19 protein-coding genes are annotated in these 17,844 nt (G+C 40.0%); 8 read left to right on the top strand and 11 right to left on the bottom strand.

The window, feature by feature from the left end:
• Nucleotides 1–28 precede the first annotated feature (28 nt).
• Complete coding sequence (gene dinG / locus ACFQ38_RS02060) at nucleotides 29–2,845, bottom strand: ATP-dependent DNA helicase DinG (protein WP_381479656.1); 2,817 nt, start codon at nucleotides 2,843–2,845, stop codon at nucleotides 29–31.
• A gap of 265 nt (nucleotides 2,846–3,110) precedes the next feature.
• Between dinG and ACFQ38_RS02055 the strand changes: the two genes are divergently transcribed.
• Complete coding sequence (locus tag ACFQ38_RS02055) at nucleotides 3,111–3,353, top strand: DUF2626 family protein (protein WP_336822653.1); 243 nt, start codon at nucleotides 3,111–3,113, stop codon at nucleotides 3,351–3,353.
• 46 nt (nucleotides 3,354–3,399) lie between these two features.
• Here the strand turns inward: ACFQ38_RS02055 and ACFQ38_RS02050 are convergent, their stop codons facing one another.
• Nucleotides 3,400–4,032, bottom strand: a complete 633-nt coding sequence (locus ACFQ38_RS02050; RefSeq protein ID WP_336822652.1) for an MBL fold metallo-hydrolase — start codon at nucleotides 4,030–4,032, stop codon at nucleotides 3,400–3,402.
• A 159-nt stretch (nucleotides 4,033–4,191) separates the two neighbouring features.
• On the opposite strand from ACFQ38_RS02050, the gene ACFQ38_RS02045 reads away from it, so the two are divergent.
• Nucleotides 4,192–4,374 carry a DUF2759 domain-containing protein gene (locus ACFQ38_RS02045; protein WP_336822651.1) on the top strand — a complete coding sequence of 61 codons (183 nt, stop codon included), beginning with the start codon at nucleotides 4,192–4,194 and terminating at the stop codon, nucleotides 4,372–4,374.
• A 56-nt stretch (nucleotides 4,375–4,430) separates the two neighbouring features.
• On the opposite strand, the gene ACFQ38_RS02040 is transcribed toward ACFQ38_RS02045, so the two are convergent.
• From ACFQ38_RS02040 to rpmG, 5 genes are all read right to left on the bottom strand, one after another.
• Nucleotides 4,431–5,534 (bottom strand): YqgU-like beta propeller domain-containing protein, encoded by a 1,104-nt coding sequence (locus ACFQ38_RS02040; RefSeq protein ID WP_381479655.1) that lies wholly within the window; start codon nucleotides 5,532–5,534, stop codon nucleotides 4,431–4,433.
• An 80-nt stretch (nucleotides 5,535–5,614) separates the two neighbouring features.
• On the bottom strand, nucleotides 5,615–7,492 hold the full coding sequence (locus ACFQ38_RS02035) for an LTA synthase family protein (protein WP_336822649.1): 1,878 nt from the start codon (nucleotides 7,490–7,492) through the stop codon (nucleotides 5,615–5,617).
• 144 nt (nucleotides 7,493–7,636) lie between these two features.
• Nucleotides 7,637–7,828 carry a YqgQ family protein gene (locus ACFQ38_RS02030; RefSeq protein WP_336822648.1) on the bottom strand — a complete coding sequence of 64 codons (192 nt, stop codon included), beginning with the start codon at nucleotides 7,826–7,828 and terminating at the stop codon, nucleotides 7,637–7,639.
• Complete coding sequence (locus ACFQ38_RS02025; protein WP_336822647.1) at nucleotides 7,825–8,403, bottom strand: 5-formyltetrahydrofolate cyclo-ligase; 579 nt, start codon at nucleotides 8,401–8,403, stop codon at nucleotides 7,825–7,827. Before ACFQ38_RS02025 ends, ACFQ38_RS02030 begins: the two co-directional genes overlap by 4 nt.
• A gap of 60 nt (nucleotides 8,404–8,463) precedes the next feature.
• The gene (gene rpmG, locus ACFQ38_RS02020) at nucleotides 8,464–8,613 is read right to left on the bottom strand and encodes a 50S ribosomal protein L33 (RefSeq protein ID WP_060210366.1); all 150 of its coding nucleotides are present in this window, start codon (nucleotides 8,611–8,613) and stop codon (nucleotides 8,464–8,466) included.
• A gap of 171 nt (nucleotides 8,614–8,784) precedes the next feature.
• Between rpmG and ACFQ38_RS02015 the strand changes: the two genes are divergently transcribed.
• Together ACFQ38_RS02015 and ACFQ38_RS02010 are read left to right on the top strand one after the other, a co-directional pair.
• The gene (locus ACFQ38_RS02015; protein WP_336822646.1) at nucleotides 8,785–9,138 is read left to right on the top strand and encodes a DUF433 domain-containing protein; all 354 of its coding nucleotides are present in this window, start codon (nucleotides 8,785–8,787) and stop codon (nucleotides 9,136–9,138) included.
• A complete protein-coding gene (locus ACFQ38_RS02010; RefSeq protein ID WP_381479654.1) occupies nucleotides 9,135–9,608 on the top strand; it encodes an endolytic transglycosylase MltG in 474 nt (157 codons plus the stop codon). The genes ACFQ38_RS02015 and ACFQ38_RS02010 overlap by 4 nt, the downstream gene beginning before the upstream one ends.
• A gap of 72 nt (nucleotides 9,609–9,680) precedes the next feature.
• Here the strand turns inward: ACFQ38_RS02010 and ACFQ38_RS02005 are convergent, their stop codons facing one another.
• From ACFQ38_RS02005 to ACFQ38_RS01990, 4 genes are all read right to left on the bottom strand, one after another.
• Nucleotides 9,681–11,864: a peptidoglycan D,D-transpeptidase FtsI family protein gene (locus ACFQ38_RS02005; RefSeq protein WP_381479653.1), complete on the bottom strand. Its 2,184-nt coding sequence runs from the start codon at nucleotides 11,862–11,864 to the stop codon at nucleotides 9,681–9,683.
• A gap of 106 nt (nucleotides 11,865–11,970) precedes the next feature.
• Nucleotides 11,971–12,573, bottom strand: coding sequence for a superoxide dismutase SodA (gene sodA / locus ACFQ38_RS02000; RefSeq protein ID WP_336822643.1), 603 nt, complete (start codon nucleotides 12,571–12,573; stop codon nucleotides 11,971–11,973).
• Between the two features lie 84 nt (nucleotides 12,574–12,657).
• The gene (locus ACFQ38_RS01995) at nucleotides 12,658–13,143 is read right to left on the bottom strand and encodes a DUF456 domain-containing protein (protein ID WP_381479652.1); all 486 of its coding nucleotides are present in this window, start codon (nucleotides 13,141–13,143) and stop codon (nucleotides 12,658–12,660) included.
• 86 nt (nucleotides 13,144–13,229) lie between these two features.
• Entirely contained in the window at nucleotides 13,230–14,861 is a 1,632-nt protein-coding gene (locus tag ACFQ38_RS01990) for a Na/Pi cotransporter family protein (RefSeq protein ID WP_381479651.1), read from the bottom strand.
• A 203-nt stretch (nucleotides 14,862–15,064) separates the two neighbouring features.
• On the opposite strand from ACFQ38_RS01990, the gene ACFQ38_RS01985 reads away from it, so the two are divergent.
• The 4 genes from ACFQ38_RS01985 (at nucleotide 15,065) to ACFQ38_RS01970 (ending at nucleotide 17,731) form a co-directional block, all read left to right on the top strand.
• Entirely contained in the window at nucleotides 15,065–15,568 is a 504-nt protein-coding gene (locus tag ACFQ38_RS01985; RefSeq protein WP_381479650.1) for a DUF1189 family protein, read from the top strand.
• A gap of 45 nt (nucleotides 15,569–15,613) precedes the next feature.
• Nucleotides 15,614–15,940 carry a hypothetical protein gene (locus ACFQ38_RS01980; RefSeq protein ID WP_336822639.1) on the top strand — a complete coding sequence of 109 codons (327 nt, stop codon included), beginning with the start codon at nucleotides 15,614–15,616 and terminating at the stop codon, nucleotides 15,938–15,940.
• An 85-nt stretch (nucleotides 15,941–16,025) separates the two neighbouring features.
• A complete protein-coding gene (gene ispG / locus ACFQ38_RS01975) occupies nucleotides 16,026–17,150 on the top strand; it encodes a flavodoxin-dependent (E)-4-hydroxy-3-methylbut-2-enyl-diphosphate synthase (RefSeq protein WP_336822638.1) in 1,125 nt (374 codons plus the stop codon).
• Nucleotides 17,147–17,731 (top strand): 5' nucleotidase, NT5C type, encoded by a 585-nt coding sequence (locus ACFQ38_RS01970; RefSeq protein WP_381479649.1) that lies wholly within the window; start codon nucleotides 17,147–17,149, stop codon nucleotides 17,729–17,731. Before ispG ends, ACFQ38_RS01970 begins: the two co-directional genes overlap by 4 nt.
• Nucleotides 17,732–17,844 lie beyond the last annotated feature (113 nt).

The following is a 17,844-nucleotide window of genomic DNA, read 5'->3' as shown; positions in this document are numbered from 1 at the left end:
TTCACTTCCTACATGGGAAACGACAAAATTACTGTTCTTTCCCATCCAACTTCCCCCTAAGTTCCTCTCCATTATAACAAGCTTCGAGCTCATTCACCATATGTTGCAAAGATAGTTTCTTCACGGGCACATTCGGGAGTGCATCTATAAAACGTTTACCATAAGATTTAGTTTCAATGCGCCGATCCAAAATGATGAAAAAGCCCCGATCTTCAGAAGATCGAATCAACCTGCCAAAACCTTGGCGCAGACGCAAAATCGCTTCTGGCAGCGCTAAATCCGTAAATGAGTTCTTCCCTAACTTTGTTAATCGATCCGCTTGGGCTTTGAATACAACATCTTCTGGAGATGAAAAAGGCAGACGAACGATAATGACTGCTGATAACGTCTCTCCTGGCACATCTACTCCTTCCCAGAAACTATTTGTTCCAAAAAGGACTGATTTCTCAAATTGCCGGAACGACTTCAATAATTTCAAACGGCTACCAGAGCTCACCCCTTGGGCAATGAGCGCATAATCATCCAAAAGTTCACTTTCCATAATGAGTTCATATGTTTTTCTCAGCATATCTTGCGATGTGAATAAAACGAATAAACGGCCTCCAGTCGCAATGACCGTTTGAACGACCGCATCCGCAACTGCTTCTATATAGTCGTTCTGGCTTACTTGTTGGATGGACGGCATATCTTCCACAATAAAAATAGTGGATTGGCTATAAAAATGTTTTGGCGCATCGAATGTAAGCAATGGCACTTCATCATCAATGCCTAATTGCCTTACGACAAACCGTTCATCTTGTTCGATTTTCATTGTACCTGAAGTCCAGATGACTCCAACAGATTCCTCTCTAATATGCTCCATGAAGTCCTTCAATAAAATAGAAGTGTCTACAGGGCTTTTGACAACTGTCAAACTTCCCGGCAAGCTTCTTTTATCCTGCTCGATATAGACCGTAAAGTTTTCATTGTCGTTATCCAAAAAGATTTCTACCCACTCACCCGCTTTAATTGTTAATTCGCGTATCCAGTAATTCCATTCAGCAACGAATGCCTTTTCTTTCTCTGACATTTGATTCAAATGAATTGCCAAATCGTCTGATATCGAGTGGGCATTGGTAATATGCTCTGACAATGCTTCGGACAAGAGTGAAAATGTTCGTCTCTCTTCCTCAACTTCACTCAAGCTGAAAACAATTCTATTTCCTGATTTCCCATTTGCACTACTATGCTTATGAGTTGTCAACACTGTCGCAATGCGGTCAAATTGTTTGGAAAAACGGTCGAACGACGAGGATAAACGATGAGCGATATACCGGCTATTGCCACAAAACCTTTCATGCAACTGAAGGATCTTGTACAGCAATTGTCCTTCAGTATCTGAGCTTATTTGGCCCATTACATATTTCCAAGTCGTATACGAAAACACCGTTTCATTGGCACGCGCTGCAGTATGGATGAACTGATGGGCTTCGTCCAAAATGATACCCGAAAAAGAGCGGAAAACCCTTTTTTCACGATTTAAATCCGATAACAACATCGAATGGTTCGTAATGATAATGTGTGAATGAATGCTTATTTCCTGCATTTTTAGATGATAATCTACAATCCGCTCATCATCCTTTAAATAATTGGACCCTTTTCGAATCCGATCGATAAATAGCTGCCCGCCACCGGATACATTCAATTCATTTACATCACCAGTTTTTGTTTCCGTTAGCCAAACTAAAATTTGCATGATTGTAAACGTCTCATCAAAAGATTCATCTGTTATTTGTAATAGCTCTTCAAATTTACCTAAAGATATATATTGCTCTCTCCCTTTTAAGACCGTTCCATTAACGCGATAACCAATCATTTTACGCACTTTCTCTAACTCGTCGTTCATGATTCTATCGACAAGATGATTTGTAAACGTACTAATGATGACAGGTTTGCCTGTCTGCAATGCATGAAGAGCTGCGGGCAATAAATAACCGATCGTTTTGCCGACTCCTGTAGGAACTTCAGCGACGACTTCTTTGCTTTTGGTCAGGCTTTGGAAAACAGTGTCCATAAAAGATAACTGAGCTTCCCTATGCTCATAAGCTAAAAATGCTTTTTTAAGCAAGGCAATTTTTTCTTCGGTTTCTATTGGATAAGAGACTGCCCTTCCTTCTGCTGTTTCCTCCCAGTTCGGTTGACGATAGGGGATGCCTCGAAACAATGGCAGTCGATTGACTCCAATACTTTTTTTCCTCACTTCCTTCAATGCATCATATATGAGCCCGGATAGGTCAGAACGCAAGGAGAATGATCGCCTATGAAGCAAATTTAAAGTCTCTTCAGGCAATGTGCGAAGTTTTTTAAGGGCAGCAAGCAATAAATGAGCCGTCGCTTCTGCATCGTCATCTGCACGATGAGCAGCGGGCAGTGCGATGCCTAACTCATCAGAAAGGTCTTGTAATCGATAACTGTGAGATGTTGGAAAAAGGATCTTCGATAATTCAACTGTATCGACTTTTTTTCCTATGAACTGCGGCACGCCACATCTTTTAAATTCACTTTGCAAAAAGGACAAATCGAAATCTGTGTTATGTGCAACAAAAACTGCGCCTTGAAGCATTTCTGAAATGGACGTCGCAATCTCTTCAAAACGCGGCGCATTTTTCACTTCTTCATCAGTAATCGCTGTCAGTTGCTGTATGAAGACCGGAATTTCCCGTTCAGGATTTACAAAGCGCGCATATTTTTTTATAATCGTTTCATTTTCAATGAATACTATCGCAATTTGGATGATGCGATCCCCTTTTGCCGGTGAATGGCCGGTCGTTTCCAAATCTACGACAGCATATGTACAATTATCCATTCAATCATCAACTTCCTGTAATGAATACTACAGCAGATTGTATCATATTCGTGCCTACCAATGCCCGTCTATTTGTTTAGCCTTCGAATAACAATTTTATTGATAACATTTCCATTTAAGGCATTCTATTCAGCCGTTCATTAAAATCTGCTTATATCATCCAATTGTCACAATAAGCATCGGATAGGAGTTTACTTTTGCGGCAGCAATCCATTATAATGAGTAGGAGATTGTTCTATTGTTTTGTTTAAGGAGGGACGCACTTATGGATAATATGTTCAAGCTTTGCGGTTTCTGGACAGGTATTTTCGCGGTGATGTTCTTTGTCGGCGACATGCTTCCAGCCACTGTCATTTTTGTAGCAAGCACTATATTCTTCCTGTTGCTCGGATATTTAAATCTTACGGAGCGTATGTATATGTACATGTTCGGAGCTTACCTGATGATTTTCATGGTAGGATTCAGCTACTATGCTACATTCATCCATGTGCCGGGCGCTGGCCATTAAAAACGTACATACAAAAAACAGCCTATTCGGGCTGTTTTTTGTTTTTTTAGAAACCATTAAGAAACGGATTATGATCCTTCTCATCTTCAATGAAGGTAAACGGTCCATGGCCTGGATAGATTGCATAATCGTCATCCAATGACAGCAGCTTGCTATGAATCGAGTTAAGCAATGTTTGCGTATCTCCTCCGATTAAATCTGTCCTGCCGATGCTTTCCTTAAATAATGTGTCCCCGACAATTGCCAAACGATCATTGTCAAAAACGAATGATAGGCTGCCTGGTGAATGACCAGGAGTATGTTTCACATCAAAAGTGAATGGTCCGATTGATACAGTTCCTTCTTCAATGAAATGATCGGCTGCTCTGTTCGATACATTCGGTAGATCCGCATATTTGCCCGATCCATTCAAATTCGGATTTGAAAGCCAATCCGCTTCTTCTTTATGCATATAAACAGGAATCGAATAATGGTCCCTTATATAATCGACAGCGCCGATATGATCGAAATGTGCATGTGTCAATAAAATCGCAACAGGCTTCAACCGTTTCTTGTCTATTTCCTTTCTTAGACGCGCACCTTCATCTCCCGGATCGATAATAAGTGCATCTCCATTTTCATTGCTAAGCACATAGCAATTCGTTTGAATCAATCCCAATGGATAGATGTCAATTTTCACGAATCCCACCTCCCACTTTCGATCATAATGAAGTCGTCGATGCTTTTCAAACAATCGTCATTAATTAACCTCGACAAATTTTTGTTTAAACAGTACAATAGAAGAGGAATATTGCTATATCGGCATTCATTTTTTCTCTGTTGAAAGGAGTGTCATCCCATGAACATTTTAATGGTGATTTTTGGCCTTGTTGCAATTCTTTCAGTTTTTGGTACAGTACAAGGATTTAAAGAGCGCAATATTTTGAGCATCGTGTTCAACGTGGCATCTGTCGTCATTTTTGGCGGTTTCACAATTGCGACAATCATCTACGCAGGATACCCGCCAGTACTTGAAAAATGATCCACAATTTCTATTGTATAAAAACATCCCCTGGCTTTGCCACGGGATGTTTTTATTTATTCTTCAATTTGAATCCAATTTCTCCGCTCGCCAGTCTCCATATGAACCATTTCTTCTTTTGTATAGCCTACCATGCACAGTTTTCCATCGCTTGAACAATTCATTGGATTCCATTCCAAATCCTTAGCAATTGGGATCGCATTCCCGTCACTTACATGCATCAGCTGGAACGGAGAGTTCAATTGATCGAGCTGACCACCCTCTTGAGGAGCCAATAAAAAGAATTCCTTTTCATGAATCCATTCGACTTCCGGAACAAGCCACTCCGAATAATTGCTAATTGCCGGCATATTCATTAAAACCTTCTTTTCCCCTTTAGAGTCTATCAACGAATAAGAGGATATACCATCTTGCGGCGCTTCAACTACGAGCATAGAATCTTTAAAAGTATCAAAGAAGATTGCATCCTTTATACCGATCTTTCTGCTTTTTAGCGTTTTGCTATCTGTTATCGTTATTTCACCACCGTCAAGTGGATGCTCAAAGTCAGCGCTGGCGATCTGACCATCACCAAACCATTTTGGGAAAGGATCATCTAATAATAATAAATCCAATGATTCACTATGCCCATCGAAGACGAACAGATCGAAGGACCAGTCTTCATGGAAAGCTGTGAATAAAACTTTCTTCGGATCAATCGCATTCCACTCAATGGAAAGTTCAGTAGACGAAATTTCAATTTCATGCTCTAATGTACCATCTAACTTGATGATTTTCACTAAGGCTGAATCATTATTTTCACTCGTATGTATAAGTAAATGCTCACTATCCGGATGAACAAAAACATCCGTGATGAAGGCTTCATCCTCATATATGACTTCGCTTTCACCAGTAGTAATGTGAAAAGATTTTAATTGATAAAGATTCCCCTCTTTTTCTACATATAGAATACGGTCATTCGCAAGAAATGTAGCAACAAAATGGAAAGTTGATGGATTTACATGTAATATTGGATCATTTTGTGGAGTCTCTTCCTTATGCTCTACCGGTTCATTATCATCTATAGGTATGATAGGAGGCTTCTCAATAGCAGGCTCCTTCTTTGTGCACCCAACAAGAAATAAGGATATTATCAATGCCAAAATCAAACTTTTATTCACAGCTTCCCTCCTTCCAATCCATAAAAATAGCCTGCACGGAAAAACCCGTGCAGACTTTGGTCAACTATGATAAATGCTATCTATTGATCATCTTTATCGTCTTCATCTTGAAAACGGAGCAGATCGCCGTTTATGATCAAATCTGAATAGCCAAGTTCGGTTGCTGTACGTTCAATGAACGGTTCACAAGCCTCTCCGTCAGTCGGTTCTCCCGTATTGATATCATAGCACACTTCATGAGCATAGATGTTATCTGTAGTGATGAATCGTCCATCTCGGAAAATGACGAACGGTTCGTGGTCTGGCGAGAATAAGTCTGCACCGAATTGCATGTCATCTTTCGTATCAATCCCAAGCAGATGTAGAACTGTCGGACGAATATCCATTTGTCCGGCTAATTCATCAGATACTTCTCCCTTGCCATATCCAGGTATATGGATAAAGAATGGAACTTTTTGCAATTCAGCATTGTCAAATGGTGTAATTTGTTTATCCATATACATGCCCATCGCTTTGTTATGGTTTTCGGAAATTCCGTAATGGTCACCATACATAACGATGATTGAATTGTCATAAAGTCCATTCTTCTTCAATTCATCAAAAAAGACTTTAATCGATTCATCCATGTAACGAGTCGTTTGGAAATACTTATTTAGCGTGTTCGAATTCGAATCGTATGGAGGAATGATCATATCTTCCTCATCAAGATCGAATGGATGATGGTTCGTCAAAGTAATCATTCTTGTTGCGAATGGCTGAGGGAAGTCTTTCATCAATTGAACGGATTGTTCAAAGAACGGGATATCTTTCATACCCCAGTTAACCGCTTCACCTTCGCCGATTTCGTAGCTTTCCACATCGTAAAACTTATCAATACCAAATGCCTGGTACATAATGTCTCGATTCCAGAAGCTGCGGTTATTGGCGTGCATTACACTTGTAAAATAGCCGTTATCACCAAGGCGTTCAGACAAAGAGTGGAATGTATTTCCGCTATTTGTAAAGAATACAGCACCGCCATTTCGTCCGTAAATTGAATTTTCAACAATAAATTCAGCATCTGAGGTTTTACCTAAGCCAGTTTGGTGATAGAAGTTGCTGAAATAGAAAGTATCAGGATCACGAGTCAGCTCATTTAAAAATGGAGTGATTTCATGGCCCTTCATTTCATTATTAATGACAAAGCTTTGCAAAGATTCTAAAGAAATAATAATCAAGTTACGATCTTTCGCTATACCGAACATTTCTGGATCCGGCTCAGCATAGTTTGCTGAAATATAGTTTTTCACTTCTGTCAGCTCACTACCGTCCGCCAATGCTCGTTGTGCATGTGTTTTCGATTGAATGAACAAATCATAAATATGGTAGTTGTACGTACCTAAGTTTTTCACTAACAATTCACGGTCAAAGCTCCGGGTAAGCAATTGTGGACGCTGTGATTCTGCTAAGCCTAAGTTGACCATCAAAATCATAGCAGTCACGACAAAATACAATTTCCGGCCAATTTTTCCATGATGAATGCTTTGTTCCCTTTGGGGAATAAATTTGATTGCCAATCCGATAATGACTACGTCAGTAAAGAAGAAAATATCCATCGCATGCAGGCTCGCAAATACAGATGAAGACAAATCTCCGAAATTGTTCGTTTGGAATAACAATGGCAAAGTTATAAAATCACTGAAAAATCGATAAAAGACCGCGTTGCTAAACATAATGATGGATGTGATTAAACTTACCGAGAAAATATAGATATTCCGTCGTTTTGTCGTTTTAATGAATAATGCGATTCCATAAATGAATAATAGAAAACTTAAAGGATTAATGAACAAGATGAATTCTTGCATTACATTATCTATTTTCATATTAAAAGAAGCTTTATAGCCTATATAAGTTGTAAGCCAAGTTGCAATGATGGCTATGACTAGTACTGAATGTTTGGGCCAAATTACTTTTTTCAATGCTAATCTTCCTTTCTTGATGAAGGTAATTGTAAATTCACCCTATCATTTGTACATGCACTATATAGTATAGACGAGTTTATGTGCAAAAGGTTTCATTTGAAGAACAATTAAGTGCTAAAGTAATAGTCGATAGGTGAATCCTCATTGAACTTCACTTAACTCTTTCTTTAAAATAACCATACCTGTCAAATAATCCTCTTTCATGATTAATCCATTGTCATATAGGTCTTTCAACTCTGCAATCATTAACTCAATGTCTGTTCGTCGATCACCTGTATAGATAAAGGTTCCAAACCTTTTTAATAGCTGGAGAACACTGAAGAAGTCTTTCATTTCACATCACTCCTGCAGATGATTATGTCTTCATCTGTCAAAATCGCCCCTATCGGTAGATCATGCTGCTCAACGGGGAGTTCATGGCCAGTTTGCTCTTTGAAAGCGATTGCGACTGTATCGCCAGTGAAGTGGGCTAAATAGCGATCGTAATAGCCTCCGCCAAATCCAACCCGAAAGCCTTCATCCGAAAAAAGGACTCCTGGAACAATTTGCAAATCAATATCATCTTTGATGGCCTGTTTAGTACGTGAAACGGTTGGTTCCAATAAATCCATATAGTCCGATGTCACATCGGCCCATGATGTGATGAAGCGAAAATCCATTTCCCGTGTGGCAGGAATGCATTTTGGAGCGGCAATGCGTTTACCGTCCTTCCACGCCTGCTCGATGAATTGCCGTGTATCCACTTCAGGAAATCGCGAAATCGTAACACCTATAGTATGCGACTGCTTATAAAACTCTGATGACAGCAGCCGTTGAATAACTTGTTTCGATTTTTTTTCGTATTGCTCAGAAGAAAAATTTTTCATGGTGGATAGCATTTGCTTCCTAACCTCTACTTTACTCTTCATTTCTATTCCCCCATCCTGAAATAAAAAACCAAAACCCGTGAAGAGTTTTGGCATGAGCAATTATTTCGTTTCACGGTGTAAAGTTTGTTTCTTTTCACGTGAGCAATATTTTTTCATTTCAAGACGTTCCGGATTGTTACGCTTGTTTTTCTTTGTAATATAATTACGCTCTCCACATTCCGTGCAAGCAAGTGTAATATTTACGCGCATTGTTGTCCCTCCCACTCATTTCGGTCTTCAATTTACTATGAGCATGATTTATACGACTTTTCAATTGTACCATATCACGCGTGTATGTAAAGAAGAAAGTTTCAAATTCCTTTCATTGAACCATTATGATAATATGGGAACAAAGTAATCTATTTCCGGAGGCGTCGCAAATTGGATTTAGCACTCATTTTACTGATCATTGGAATAATCTTAGTCATTTTGTCATTTTTCTTTGACAGGTCCCCAAAAAATGAAGAGGATATTGAAAACATATCCATCAGTCTACACCAGGAAATGCATCAGTTGAAAAAACGATTGAAAACGGTTGAGGAAGAATTGCTCATTGGTGTTCCTACAGTTGGCCATACAAAAAAAACGAAGGCAAAGCCGATCCATGAAATCATCGTCAATCAAATTTTATCGCTGCATGCCCAAGGGTATTCTATTAGCGAAATCGCTAAGCGCTCATCATTACCGGAGACGGATGTAGTTGATGTGTTGAAATCGAGGGGTGTATTCGTATGATACGTGATCTATTTCGAGCGGTCGGAATCGGATGTATTATATCAGGAGGCATTTTGTATGTTGCAGATACCTCATCTTCTTCAAATCCTACAGAGTCTTCCGATTCATATAAAGAACAATTGCAAGCCGCGGAAGCTGAATTGGCAAAGGTGAAAAAGGAATTGGCGACTGCTCAAATTTCTTCAGCAGCCGACAGTGTCGATACAAAGAATTCCAAAACTGAAACGCAAAATAATGATGTTGTTTCTTCCGATCCGATTATGAAAACGATTTTAACGATTGAAAGAGGCTCAAATTCTTCTGATGTCGCATCAAAATTGGAACGTGCAGGGCTAATAGAGAACGCCCGAGAATTCGAGCAATATTTAAGAGAACAACATCTTTCGGGACGGATACAAATTGGCGAATATGAGATCGACTCTACGATGGATATGAAAAAAATCGCATCCCTTATAACAGGGGCTCAATAAATTGGTTCTTCCAAAATAGGAAAAGGCTATCGGGCAATAACAATCTACTGCCCAATAGCCTTTTTTGCTAATTTATTTGCTGTTTGAATCATCTTGGTCTTTTTCTTTAATAATTGGCGGTTCAGTGGAATGAATGATTCCTTCTTTTTCACGCTTCTTTTTCAACTCAAAATACGTATCCAGCGCACTTTTCGCCAAATCCGTTGCAGCTGGTGGAGGAGATACATTCGGGTTCGTCGTAATGTACGGAACTACAACAGCATATGCAACCTCGGGATTATCCGCGGGAGCATAGCCTACATGCGTCAAATTGATTGTTCTTGTTCCGTATTTACTGCGGTCGTCACCATAATAGGAAGATTGGGCTGTACCTGTCTTCCCTGCCGCTGTATACGATTTACCTTGTAAAAATGTTGACGCTGTTCCACCGGGCTGATAAACAGCAATCATTCCTTTTTTTACTTGCTCTATTTCTTTTTCGTTGTTTTGGATACGATTTAATATTGTTGTTTCAGATTCTTGAATAAGAGGACCTAATGTAACACCGTCCTCGGATGGCTCCCGAATTTCCTTTAAAACTTTCGGTGCAATGCGATATCCTCCATTTGCGACAGTCGATACATATTGCGCAAGCTGTAATGGCGTATATGTATCAAATTGTCCAATTGCAAAGTCAAGCAGCTTACCCGATATCGTATCCGTACCAGTAACGCCTGCATATTCACCAGGTAAATCAATTCCAGTTTTAACTCCTAATCCGAACGAAGCGTACGCTTGTCGTAAACGATCAAATGCCCCAATATCGATTGGCAACGGAGCATGCGGACGGTAAACTGCATTACCCATAGCCATCGCAATTCTGAACATATAAACGTTTGACGACTTCGCCAAAGCGGTCACATCATTCACCGCAACACGGCCATTTCGGTTAAACAGCGACCGTTTAGGATTTGATCCGGCAATATAAATCGGTTCATCGATTTTCACATCACCAATATTTAATACGCCTTCGTTATAACCGATTAATACTGTTGCCAATTTAACCGTAGAACCGACTTCATAAGCGGAAGTGAATGTACCGAATGCATAATCTCTCACTTCCCATTTTCCGGTATCTTTATCCTTCTCCAGTTTCTTGCCGACAAGTGAGAGAACTTCGCCATTATTTGGATCCATCATAACGACAAATGCCCGGTCAAGCAAACTTGCACTTGGGCTTTTCTTCAATTCCAACAATTTGTTTGCAACAATTTCTTCAAGTGCTTCTGTCAGTTCACTGTCAACTGATAAGACAAGATCTTTGCCAGGTTCCCCTTCCCGCACGGTTTTCGTTTCCACGACACGACCTGTACGATCTTTCACATTTTTCACGATCGTCTTTTGACCTTTGAGCAACTCCTCGTAATACTGCTCAAAGTAACTTCGGCCTACTCGATCATTCCTCGAATAATCTCTTGATAAAAAATAATCCAAGTGCGACCTCGGTATCCCTTCAATCGGTGATGTCGTTGAACCTAATATTGTACTATCGGAAAATTTCACACGTTCCCAGTCGGTTGTCGTATTGACGCCTTCAAGATCTCCTAAACGTTCTGACACCCTCGCAAACTCTTCTTCCGTCACATCCCCGCTTTTAATAATTTGCGGTGAATAGGCATAGCCCGACATCATTTCACGATAAATCGCTAGCACTTCTAATTCATGATCTGTAAATGAGTTCAATTCTTCATCAGTAATCCGTTCACGCGTCAGTTGGTTCACTTTCCGTTGGACATCTTTATTCGAAAGTGTGCTATCACTTTCCTTTATTGCTAGCTCTTCCTTCGCAGAAACTTTCTCTTTCGCTTTTTCAGGATTTAATAAAATCCAAAAATCCCTCTTGTCACCGATTGTCACTCTTTTTGTATCCTGTTCAATCAATGTGGACAATGTCTCAGCAATTTCCAACATTTCTTGAGCTGTTGTAGAGGATGTTTTCGTATAAGTAATTGCATTTTTCGGTTCGTTATCTACTAAAACCTTGCCAAAACGGTCATAGATTCTGCCTCTTGGCACACTCGTATTGACCGCAATTTCCTCTTTCTGCTCCAATAACCGTTTATAGTCTTCTCCTTTAACGATTTGTAAGTATCCAAGCCTGAAAATGAGCAAAGAAAACAGAATGAAAATCGAAAAAAAAAGCAAGTTCATCCTAAATGCTATATGTTGACGTTGTCGTATTTTCGCTTGATCCACTTTGCGCATCGGCTTCTTCATCTTTATTTCTCCTTCTTATGTAGTCCAATCTGCATTATATCATCACAGAAATAAAAAGCATACATCTTGACGTACAAGATGTATGCTTAGTTGCATTAATAGGAGATTACTTGCCGTAACGTTTTGCAACTTCATCCCAATTTACTACATTCCAGAATGCTGCAATGTAATCAGGACGACGGTTTTGGTAATTCAAATAGTAAGCGTGCTCCCAAACGTCAAGTCCGAGAAGCGGTGTTTTACCTTCCATAATAGGAGAGTCTTGGTTTGGTGTAGACATAACTTCCAATTCTCCATTATTGGATACAAGCCATGCCCAGCCAGAACCAAAGCGTGTAGCTGCTGCTTTAGCGAATTCCTCTTTAAATGCATCAAAGCTACCAAACTTTTTATCAATCGCTTCAGCAAGTGCGCCGGATGGAGCTCCGCCGCCATTTGGCGAAATGATTTGCCAGAAGAATGAATGGTTTGCATGGCCGCCACCATTGTTACGCACTGCTGTGCGAATGTTTTCTGGAACAGCATCAAGATCTGCAATCAGTTCTTCAACTGATTTAGCTGCTAAATCAGCATGCCCTTCCAATGCATTGTTCACGTTCGTCACGTAAGTATTGTGATGTTTCGTGTGGTGAATGTTCATCGTTTCTTTGTCGATGTGAGGCTCGAGCGCATCGTATGCGTATGGTAGTTCTGGTAATTTGTAAGCCATTTGTCATTCCTCCTCAATTGATTCATAATTTATCCTACACTATAAAGATTATCAAAAGAATGTCATGCATTCAATTGAAACGAACTAAAGAAGAACAAATAGTATAAAAATAAGAATCATGATTAACATAATGGCTCCCTTTGCAAAAACGGAAGTGAAAAAGCCGACTAAAGAGCCGATTCCTGATTTTAATGATTGTTTGAAGCTACTGCGGGTTACGACTACCTCACCTAAAACTGCCCCGATAAAAGGACCCAATAATATACCAGCAACAGGGATAATAAACGGTCCTAACAATAAACCGATCGTGCTCCCCCACATACCGGCTTTCGAGCCCCCAAACTTTTTAACACCTACAAGATTCGCCAACGAATCTGCTACAAAGAGCAAAATGACAAATAAAATTTGTATGACCCAGAAAAGCCAACTTAATTCATCAAATGAGACGATCCATCCGTAAAGAAGAAAGCCTGCAACAATGAACAAAACAGAGGGGATGATGGGATATACCAACCCGATGAATGCTATGATGAACATTATGATCGCAACAATCCAACCTATCCATTCCATGCAGCCCATCTCTCTTTCCTTATAATTTAATATCAGCCACCGCTCATTGAAGCGGCGGCTTGTGTAAAGAAGGATTACTCCAAGATTTAAACTCGCTTCCCTAAAATCGCTTCTGCAATATTTACGGAATGGTCGCCAATCCGTTCCAAGTTCGAGACGATATCAACGAATACCATTCCTGCTTGCGCAGAACATTGACCGCCATTTAGTCGGACAATATGATTTTTACGGAATTTGCGTTCCATTTTATCGATCAAATCTTCTTGTTCAGCTACCGTTCGTGCTAATGCAGTATCATTCATATTCAATGATTGAATCGCTTTTTGCAACGTTTCAATCGTCAAAGTAAACATCTCAGACAAATCTTCCATCGCATCTTCCGTCAATTTAACGCGGTTCACTTCCCGAAAATCGATCAGTTCGATAATGTTTTCAAAATGGTCACCAATTCGTTCGATATCCCGGACAGTATCCATAAGCATTACATGCCTTGCAGACTCTATAGGAGAAATGTTAACCGCTGAAATTTCAACTAAGTAATCGGTAATTTTGCGGTCCAAATTATTAATGGCGTCTTCGATTTGATAAGCCGTTTCAGCGTGCCTTTTATTACTTGTCTTTAAATACTCATAGGTTTCTTGCATGCCTTGCACTGCAAAGTCACCCATCCGGATGATTTCCTCTTTCGCTTGTCCAATTGCAACCGCTGGCGATTGATTAATGAAATTTGGGTCAAGATGTTTCGGTTTATATTCAATTGTGACATCTTTTCCTGGAATGAGCTTCGTCACTAAAAATGCCCATACACCGATTAACGGGAATTGTATAATGGTGTTGACGACGTTGAACGTTCCATGAGCGAATGCAATCTGCATCTTCTGTTCAAGATTTAAGAGATTGGAAATCCATTCAACATACATTGTAAACGGATAAAGCAGCAGCATGAAAATGATTGCACCGATAACATTGAAAAGGACATGCGTTGCAGCTACTCTCCTTGCAGCTACAGATGCACCTAAAGCCGCTAATACCGCTGTTATTGTCGTACCAATATTATCACCGAATAATACAGGAAGTGCAGCTTGCAATGAAATCAAGTTTTCAGCATATAAGCCTTGCAAGATCCCAACTGTCGCACTCGAACTTTGAACAACAAGTGTAAACACCGTACCTGCAACGACGCCTAATACTGGATGATCACTCATTATGACGGTGAAATCCGAAAATGCATCGAGAGAGCTCAACGGCTTCATGCCTGAACTCATCAATTCTAATCCTAAAAATAAACCGCCGAACCCAAACATGACTTCACCAATGTTTTGAATTTTATTCTTTTTAATAAAGAAGATCATGAATGCACCTACAGCCATGATCGGCAATGCGTAAGCACCAACGTCAAGACCAATTATGAACGCAGTAATGGTTGTACCAATATTGGCACCCATAATGACACCGATCGCTTGCCGCAATGTCATGAAACCTGCACTGACAAGGCCGACAGTAATGACCGTTGTTCCTGAGCTCGATTGTATTAAAACAGTGACGATGATCCCGACAAGAACGCCCATGAATGGATTTGTCGTAAACCTATCTAATATAGCGCGCAGCCTATCTCCAGCCGCTTTCTGAAGGGCATCTCCCATGTATTTAATGGAGAAGAGAAAGATTCCTAACCCTCCGACAAATTGAAAGAGCATTTCCATCCAGTTGACTTCCATTAACCAGTCGACCTCCATCATCCTTTATGTATGTTTAGCACCCTATTATGTTTGCAATATGAACAGATTGTAAATAGAACTAGCAAAATCTTTACATTCCCTTAACAATACGTTCGATAAAAGTCATAATTCTGTCGGAATTCGGCTTCTACAATCCGCTTGAAGAAAATGATAAACTATTGGTATCTAAAGGAGGATGCCAAGTGAAATTCCATCAATTATTCTTAGCTGCTTTCCATGAACCGAAAAAACTTGCGGCATTCCGTTTATTGCCCATTGGAAAAGTGATGCGCTACATATTCATCTTTATCTTTATCATGACTTCTCTCTCATTCTTACGCTTCACATTCGGTGATTCAAATTTATTTGAAGCCTCTCCGGAATTGATGGAGTACAGCAAGACAATTGGAGGACTTATCTATCCAATGGCTTTCATTTTTCAATTGGTCATTTCCACTTTCTATCTCTTTGTGCGCATTAGCCTCTTCGCTTATTTAGGAACCTTGACCGCAAAACTTATGAAAAGACGTGCAGAATTCCGACACGTTTGGAGGACTGCCGCGATCGCTATTACTGTTCCACTCATTGTTACGTTAGCAATTGATTTCCTGCCTTCTTTCAAAACTGCAGGAATCATCATAACGTCTATCGTTCACCTTCTTTATATTGTTTCAGCTATAAAGTACTATCCAAAATCCGCACGATGAATACTTCCCCTCTTCGGACATATATTATTTGAAGGGGGGATAATCATGCGAACATTACTAGCTGCACTTGCCATTTTCATCATCTTTCATATATTACGCATCGACTTTTCAAATGGGACAATCCCGCTTGCGGCATTTTACGGAGAGGAAGTGCCCTGTGATCGGAACCATACTGAAGTCATAAACGTCACAACTGTTACAGGAGATACAATTGAGTCACTTTTTGCGCTTTATCCGGATCCACATACGACATTTGTCGATCGATTATCACTTTTTTATTCCCTTAATCCTCATTTGCAAAACCAACCGATTGTCGGAGGTTTGTCCGTCAAATTACCGTTAGCAGATCCAACTGAAAAGCTTTGTGATTAGAAGAAAGAAGTACTCTTCCTTGTCTTTTCTTGTAGATGATTGATAAAATAGAAGATAGTTATGAGTTTTTAAGGAGAGAATGACCATGAGCGAAATGATACACAGATCCAAAACACGCCCGGTTCGCGTCGGCAACTTGACTATCGGTGGCAGTGATGAGTTATTCATTCAAAGTATGACAACTACGAAAACACATGATGTAGAGGCGACAGTCGCTGAGATTAAACGACTAGAGGAAGCCGGTTGCCAAATCGTCCGTGTTGCATGTCCAGATGAACGCGCTGCATATTCAATCGGAGAAATTAAAAAGCAAATTAACATTCCACTTGTAGTTGATATTCATTTTGACTATAAATTAGCTTTAATTGCAATTGAACAAGGCGCTGATAAAATTCGGATCAATCCGGGCAATATCGGTCGGCAAGAAAAAGTGGAAGCAGTCGTTAAAGCAGCAAAAGAAAAAGGAATCCCGATTCGGATTGGCGTGAATGCTGGATCCCTTGAAAAACATATTCTTAAAAAATATGGTTACCCAACTGCAGACGGCATGGTTGAAAGTGCACTCCATCACATTAAAATCTTGGAAGATCTTGATTTTCATGACATAATCGTCTCTTTAAAAGCTTCCGATGTAAATTTAGCGGTCGAAGCTTATAAAAAGGCAGCAGCTGCTTTTGACTATCCATTGCATTTAGGCATTACAGAGTCTGGTACAATCTTCGCAGGCTCTATAAAAAGCGCAGCGGGCCTTGGAACGCTTCTATCTGCAGGAATTGGCAACACGATGCGCGTTTCTTTAAGCGCTGATCCTGTCCAAGAAGTAAAAGTAGCACGTGAATTGTTAAAAGTATTCGGCCTTTCATCGAATGCGGCAACACTTATTTCTTGCCCAACATGCGGTCGCATTGAAATTGATTTAATATCGATTGCAAATGAAGTTGAAGAATATATTTCAAATATTAAAGCGCCTATTAAAGTAGCTGTTTTAGGCTGCGCTGTAAATGGTCCTGGAGAAGCACGGGAAGCGGATATCGGCATCGCCGGTGCCCGTGGGGAAGGTTTGCTTTTCATGAAAGGGAAAACAGTTCGGAAAGTGCCTGAAGAAACAATGGTCGATGAGTTGAAAATAGAAATTGACAAATTGGCTGAAGAATACTTCGAGAAAAAGCGGCAAGAAGAATTGCTGTTGCAAAGCGGGTCAGTTGAATGAGGGAAATCCGTTTTGGGATTGATATCGACGGTACGGTCACTTGCCCTACTTCCCTGCTCCCTTTCATCAATGACCGTTTCGGATGCAATCTATGCTTGGACGATATAAAAGAGTATGACCTAACAAAGGCATTTGACGTGGACCCGGAAACCTTTTATGATTGGTATCGGCAAACCGAAGCGACCATTTATGCCGAATCACCTGCTCAGGAAAATGTTAAACAGATCTTGACAGAATGGCAAAAGCATTATGAGCTTTTCTTCATATCAGCGAGAGGTGCAAACGTACTTGAATGCACACATGAGTGGTTCGCACAACAAAATATCCCATTCGATCATATCGAATTGATTGGTAGCCATTATAAAATTGAAGCTGCAAAACAGTTCAAAGTAGATGCTTTTTTCGAAGACAAACATGATAATGCAGTTGATATTCACGAAGAGCTTACTATCCCAGTCATCCTGTTCGATACGCCTTACAACCGGAAACCGATTCCCGAAGGTGTAATCCGAGTACATAGCTGGCTTGAAGCTGATCACCACATTAAAAAATTATTTCCTACTGGACAGCCTGTAAAATAACATTACACCTACTACTCAAAATAATACCGGATGAGAAAAATGACTCGCTTTTCTCATCCGGTTTTTTGATTTATTTGTAATGACAAGAGATTGAAATCTCCTGTTTCAACTCA

Origin of the sequence: Sporosarcina contaminans (genome assembly GCF_042679045.1) — a bacterium.
Lineage (GTDB): Bacteria > Bacillota > Bacilli > Bacillales_A > Planococcaceae > Sporosarcina > Sporosarcina contaminans.
This window is presented reverse-complemented; position numbering and strand designations above follow the sequence as displayed.

Excerpts from the sequence above, each read along its gene's own strand:
- dinG (WP_381479656.1), bottom strand. The coding sequence starts at position 2,845 with ATGGATAATTGTACATATGCTGTCGTAGATTTGGAAACGACCGGCCAT.
- ACFQ38_RS02055 (WP_336822653.1), top strand. The coding sequence starts at position 3,111 with ATGGATAATATGTTCAAGCTTTGCGGTTTCTGGACAGGTATTTTCGCG.
- ACFQ38_RS02045 (WP_336822651.1), top strand. The coding sequence starts at position 4,192 with ATGAACATTTTAATGGTGATTTTTGGCCTTGTTGCAATTCTTTCAGTT.
- ACFQ38_RS02030 (WP_336822648.1), bottom strand. The coding sequence starts at position 7,828 with ATGAAAGACTTCTTCAGTGTTCTCCAGCTATTAAAAAGGTTTGGAACC.
- ACFQ38_RS02025 (WP_336822647.1), bottom strand. The coding sequence starts at position 8,403 with ATGAAGAGTAAAGTAGAGGTTAGGAAGCAAATGCTATCCACCATGAAA.
- rpmG (WP_060210366.1), bottom strand. The coding sequence starts at position 8,613 with ATGCGCGTAAATATTACACTTGCTTGCACGGAATGTGGAGAGCGTAAT.
- ACFQ38_RS02010 (WP_381479654.1), top strand. The coding sequence starts at position 9,135 with ATGATACGTGATCTATTTCGAGCGGTCGGAATCGGATGTATTATATCA.
- ACFQ38_RS02005 (WP_381479653.1), bottom strand. The coding sequence starts at position 11,864 with ATGAAGAAGCCGATGCGCAAAGTGGATCAAGCGAAAATACGACAACGT.
- sodA (WP_336822643.1), bottom strand. The coding sequence starts at position 12,573 with ATGGCTTACAAATTACCAGAACTACCATACGCATACGATGCGCTCGAG.
- ACFQ38_RS01995 (WP_381479652.1), bottom strand. The coding sequence starts at position 13,143 with ATGGAATGGATAGGTTGGATTGTTGCGATCATAATGTTCATCATAGCA.
- ACFQ38_RS01990 (WP_381479651.1), bottom strand. The coding sequence starts at position 14,861 with ATGGAAGTCAACTGGATGGAAATGCTCTTTCAATTTGTCGGAGGGTTA.
- ACFQ38_RS01980 (WP_336822639.1), top strand. The coding sequence starts at position 15,614 with ATGCGAACATTACTAGCTGCACTTGCCATTTTCATCATCTTTCATATA.
- ispG (WP_336822638.1), top strand. The coding sequence starts at position 16,026 with ATGAGCGAAATGATACACAGATCCAAAACACGCCCGGTTCGCGTCGGC.
- ACFQ38_RS01970 (WP_381479649.1), top strand. The coding sequence starts at position 17,147 with ATGAGGGAAATCCGTTTTGGGATTGATATCGACGGTACGGTCACTTGC.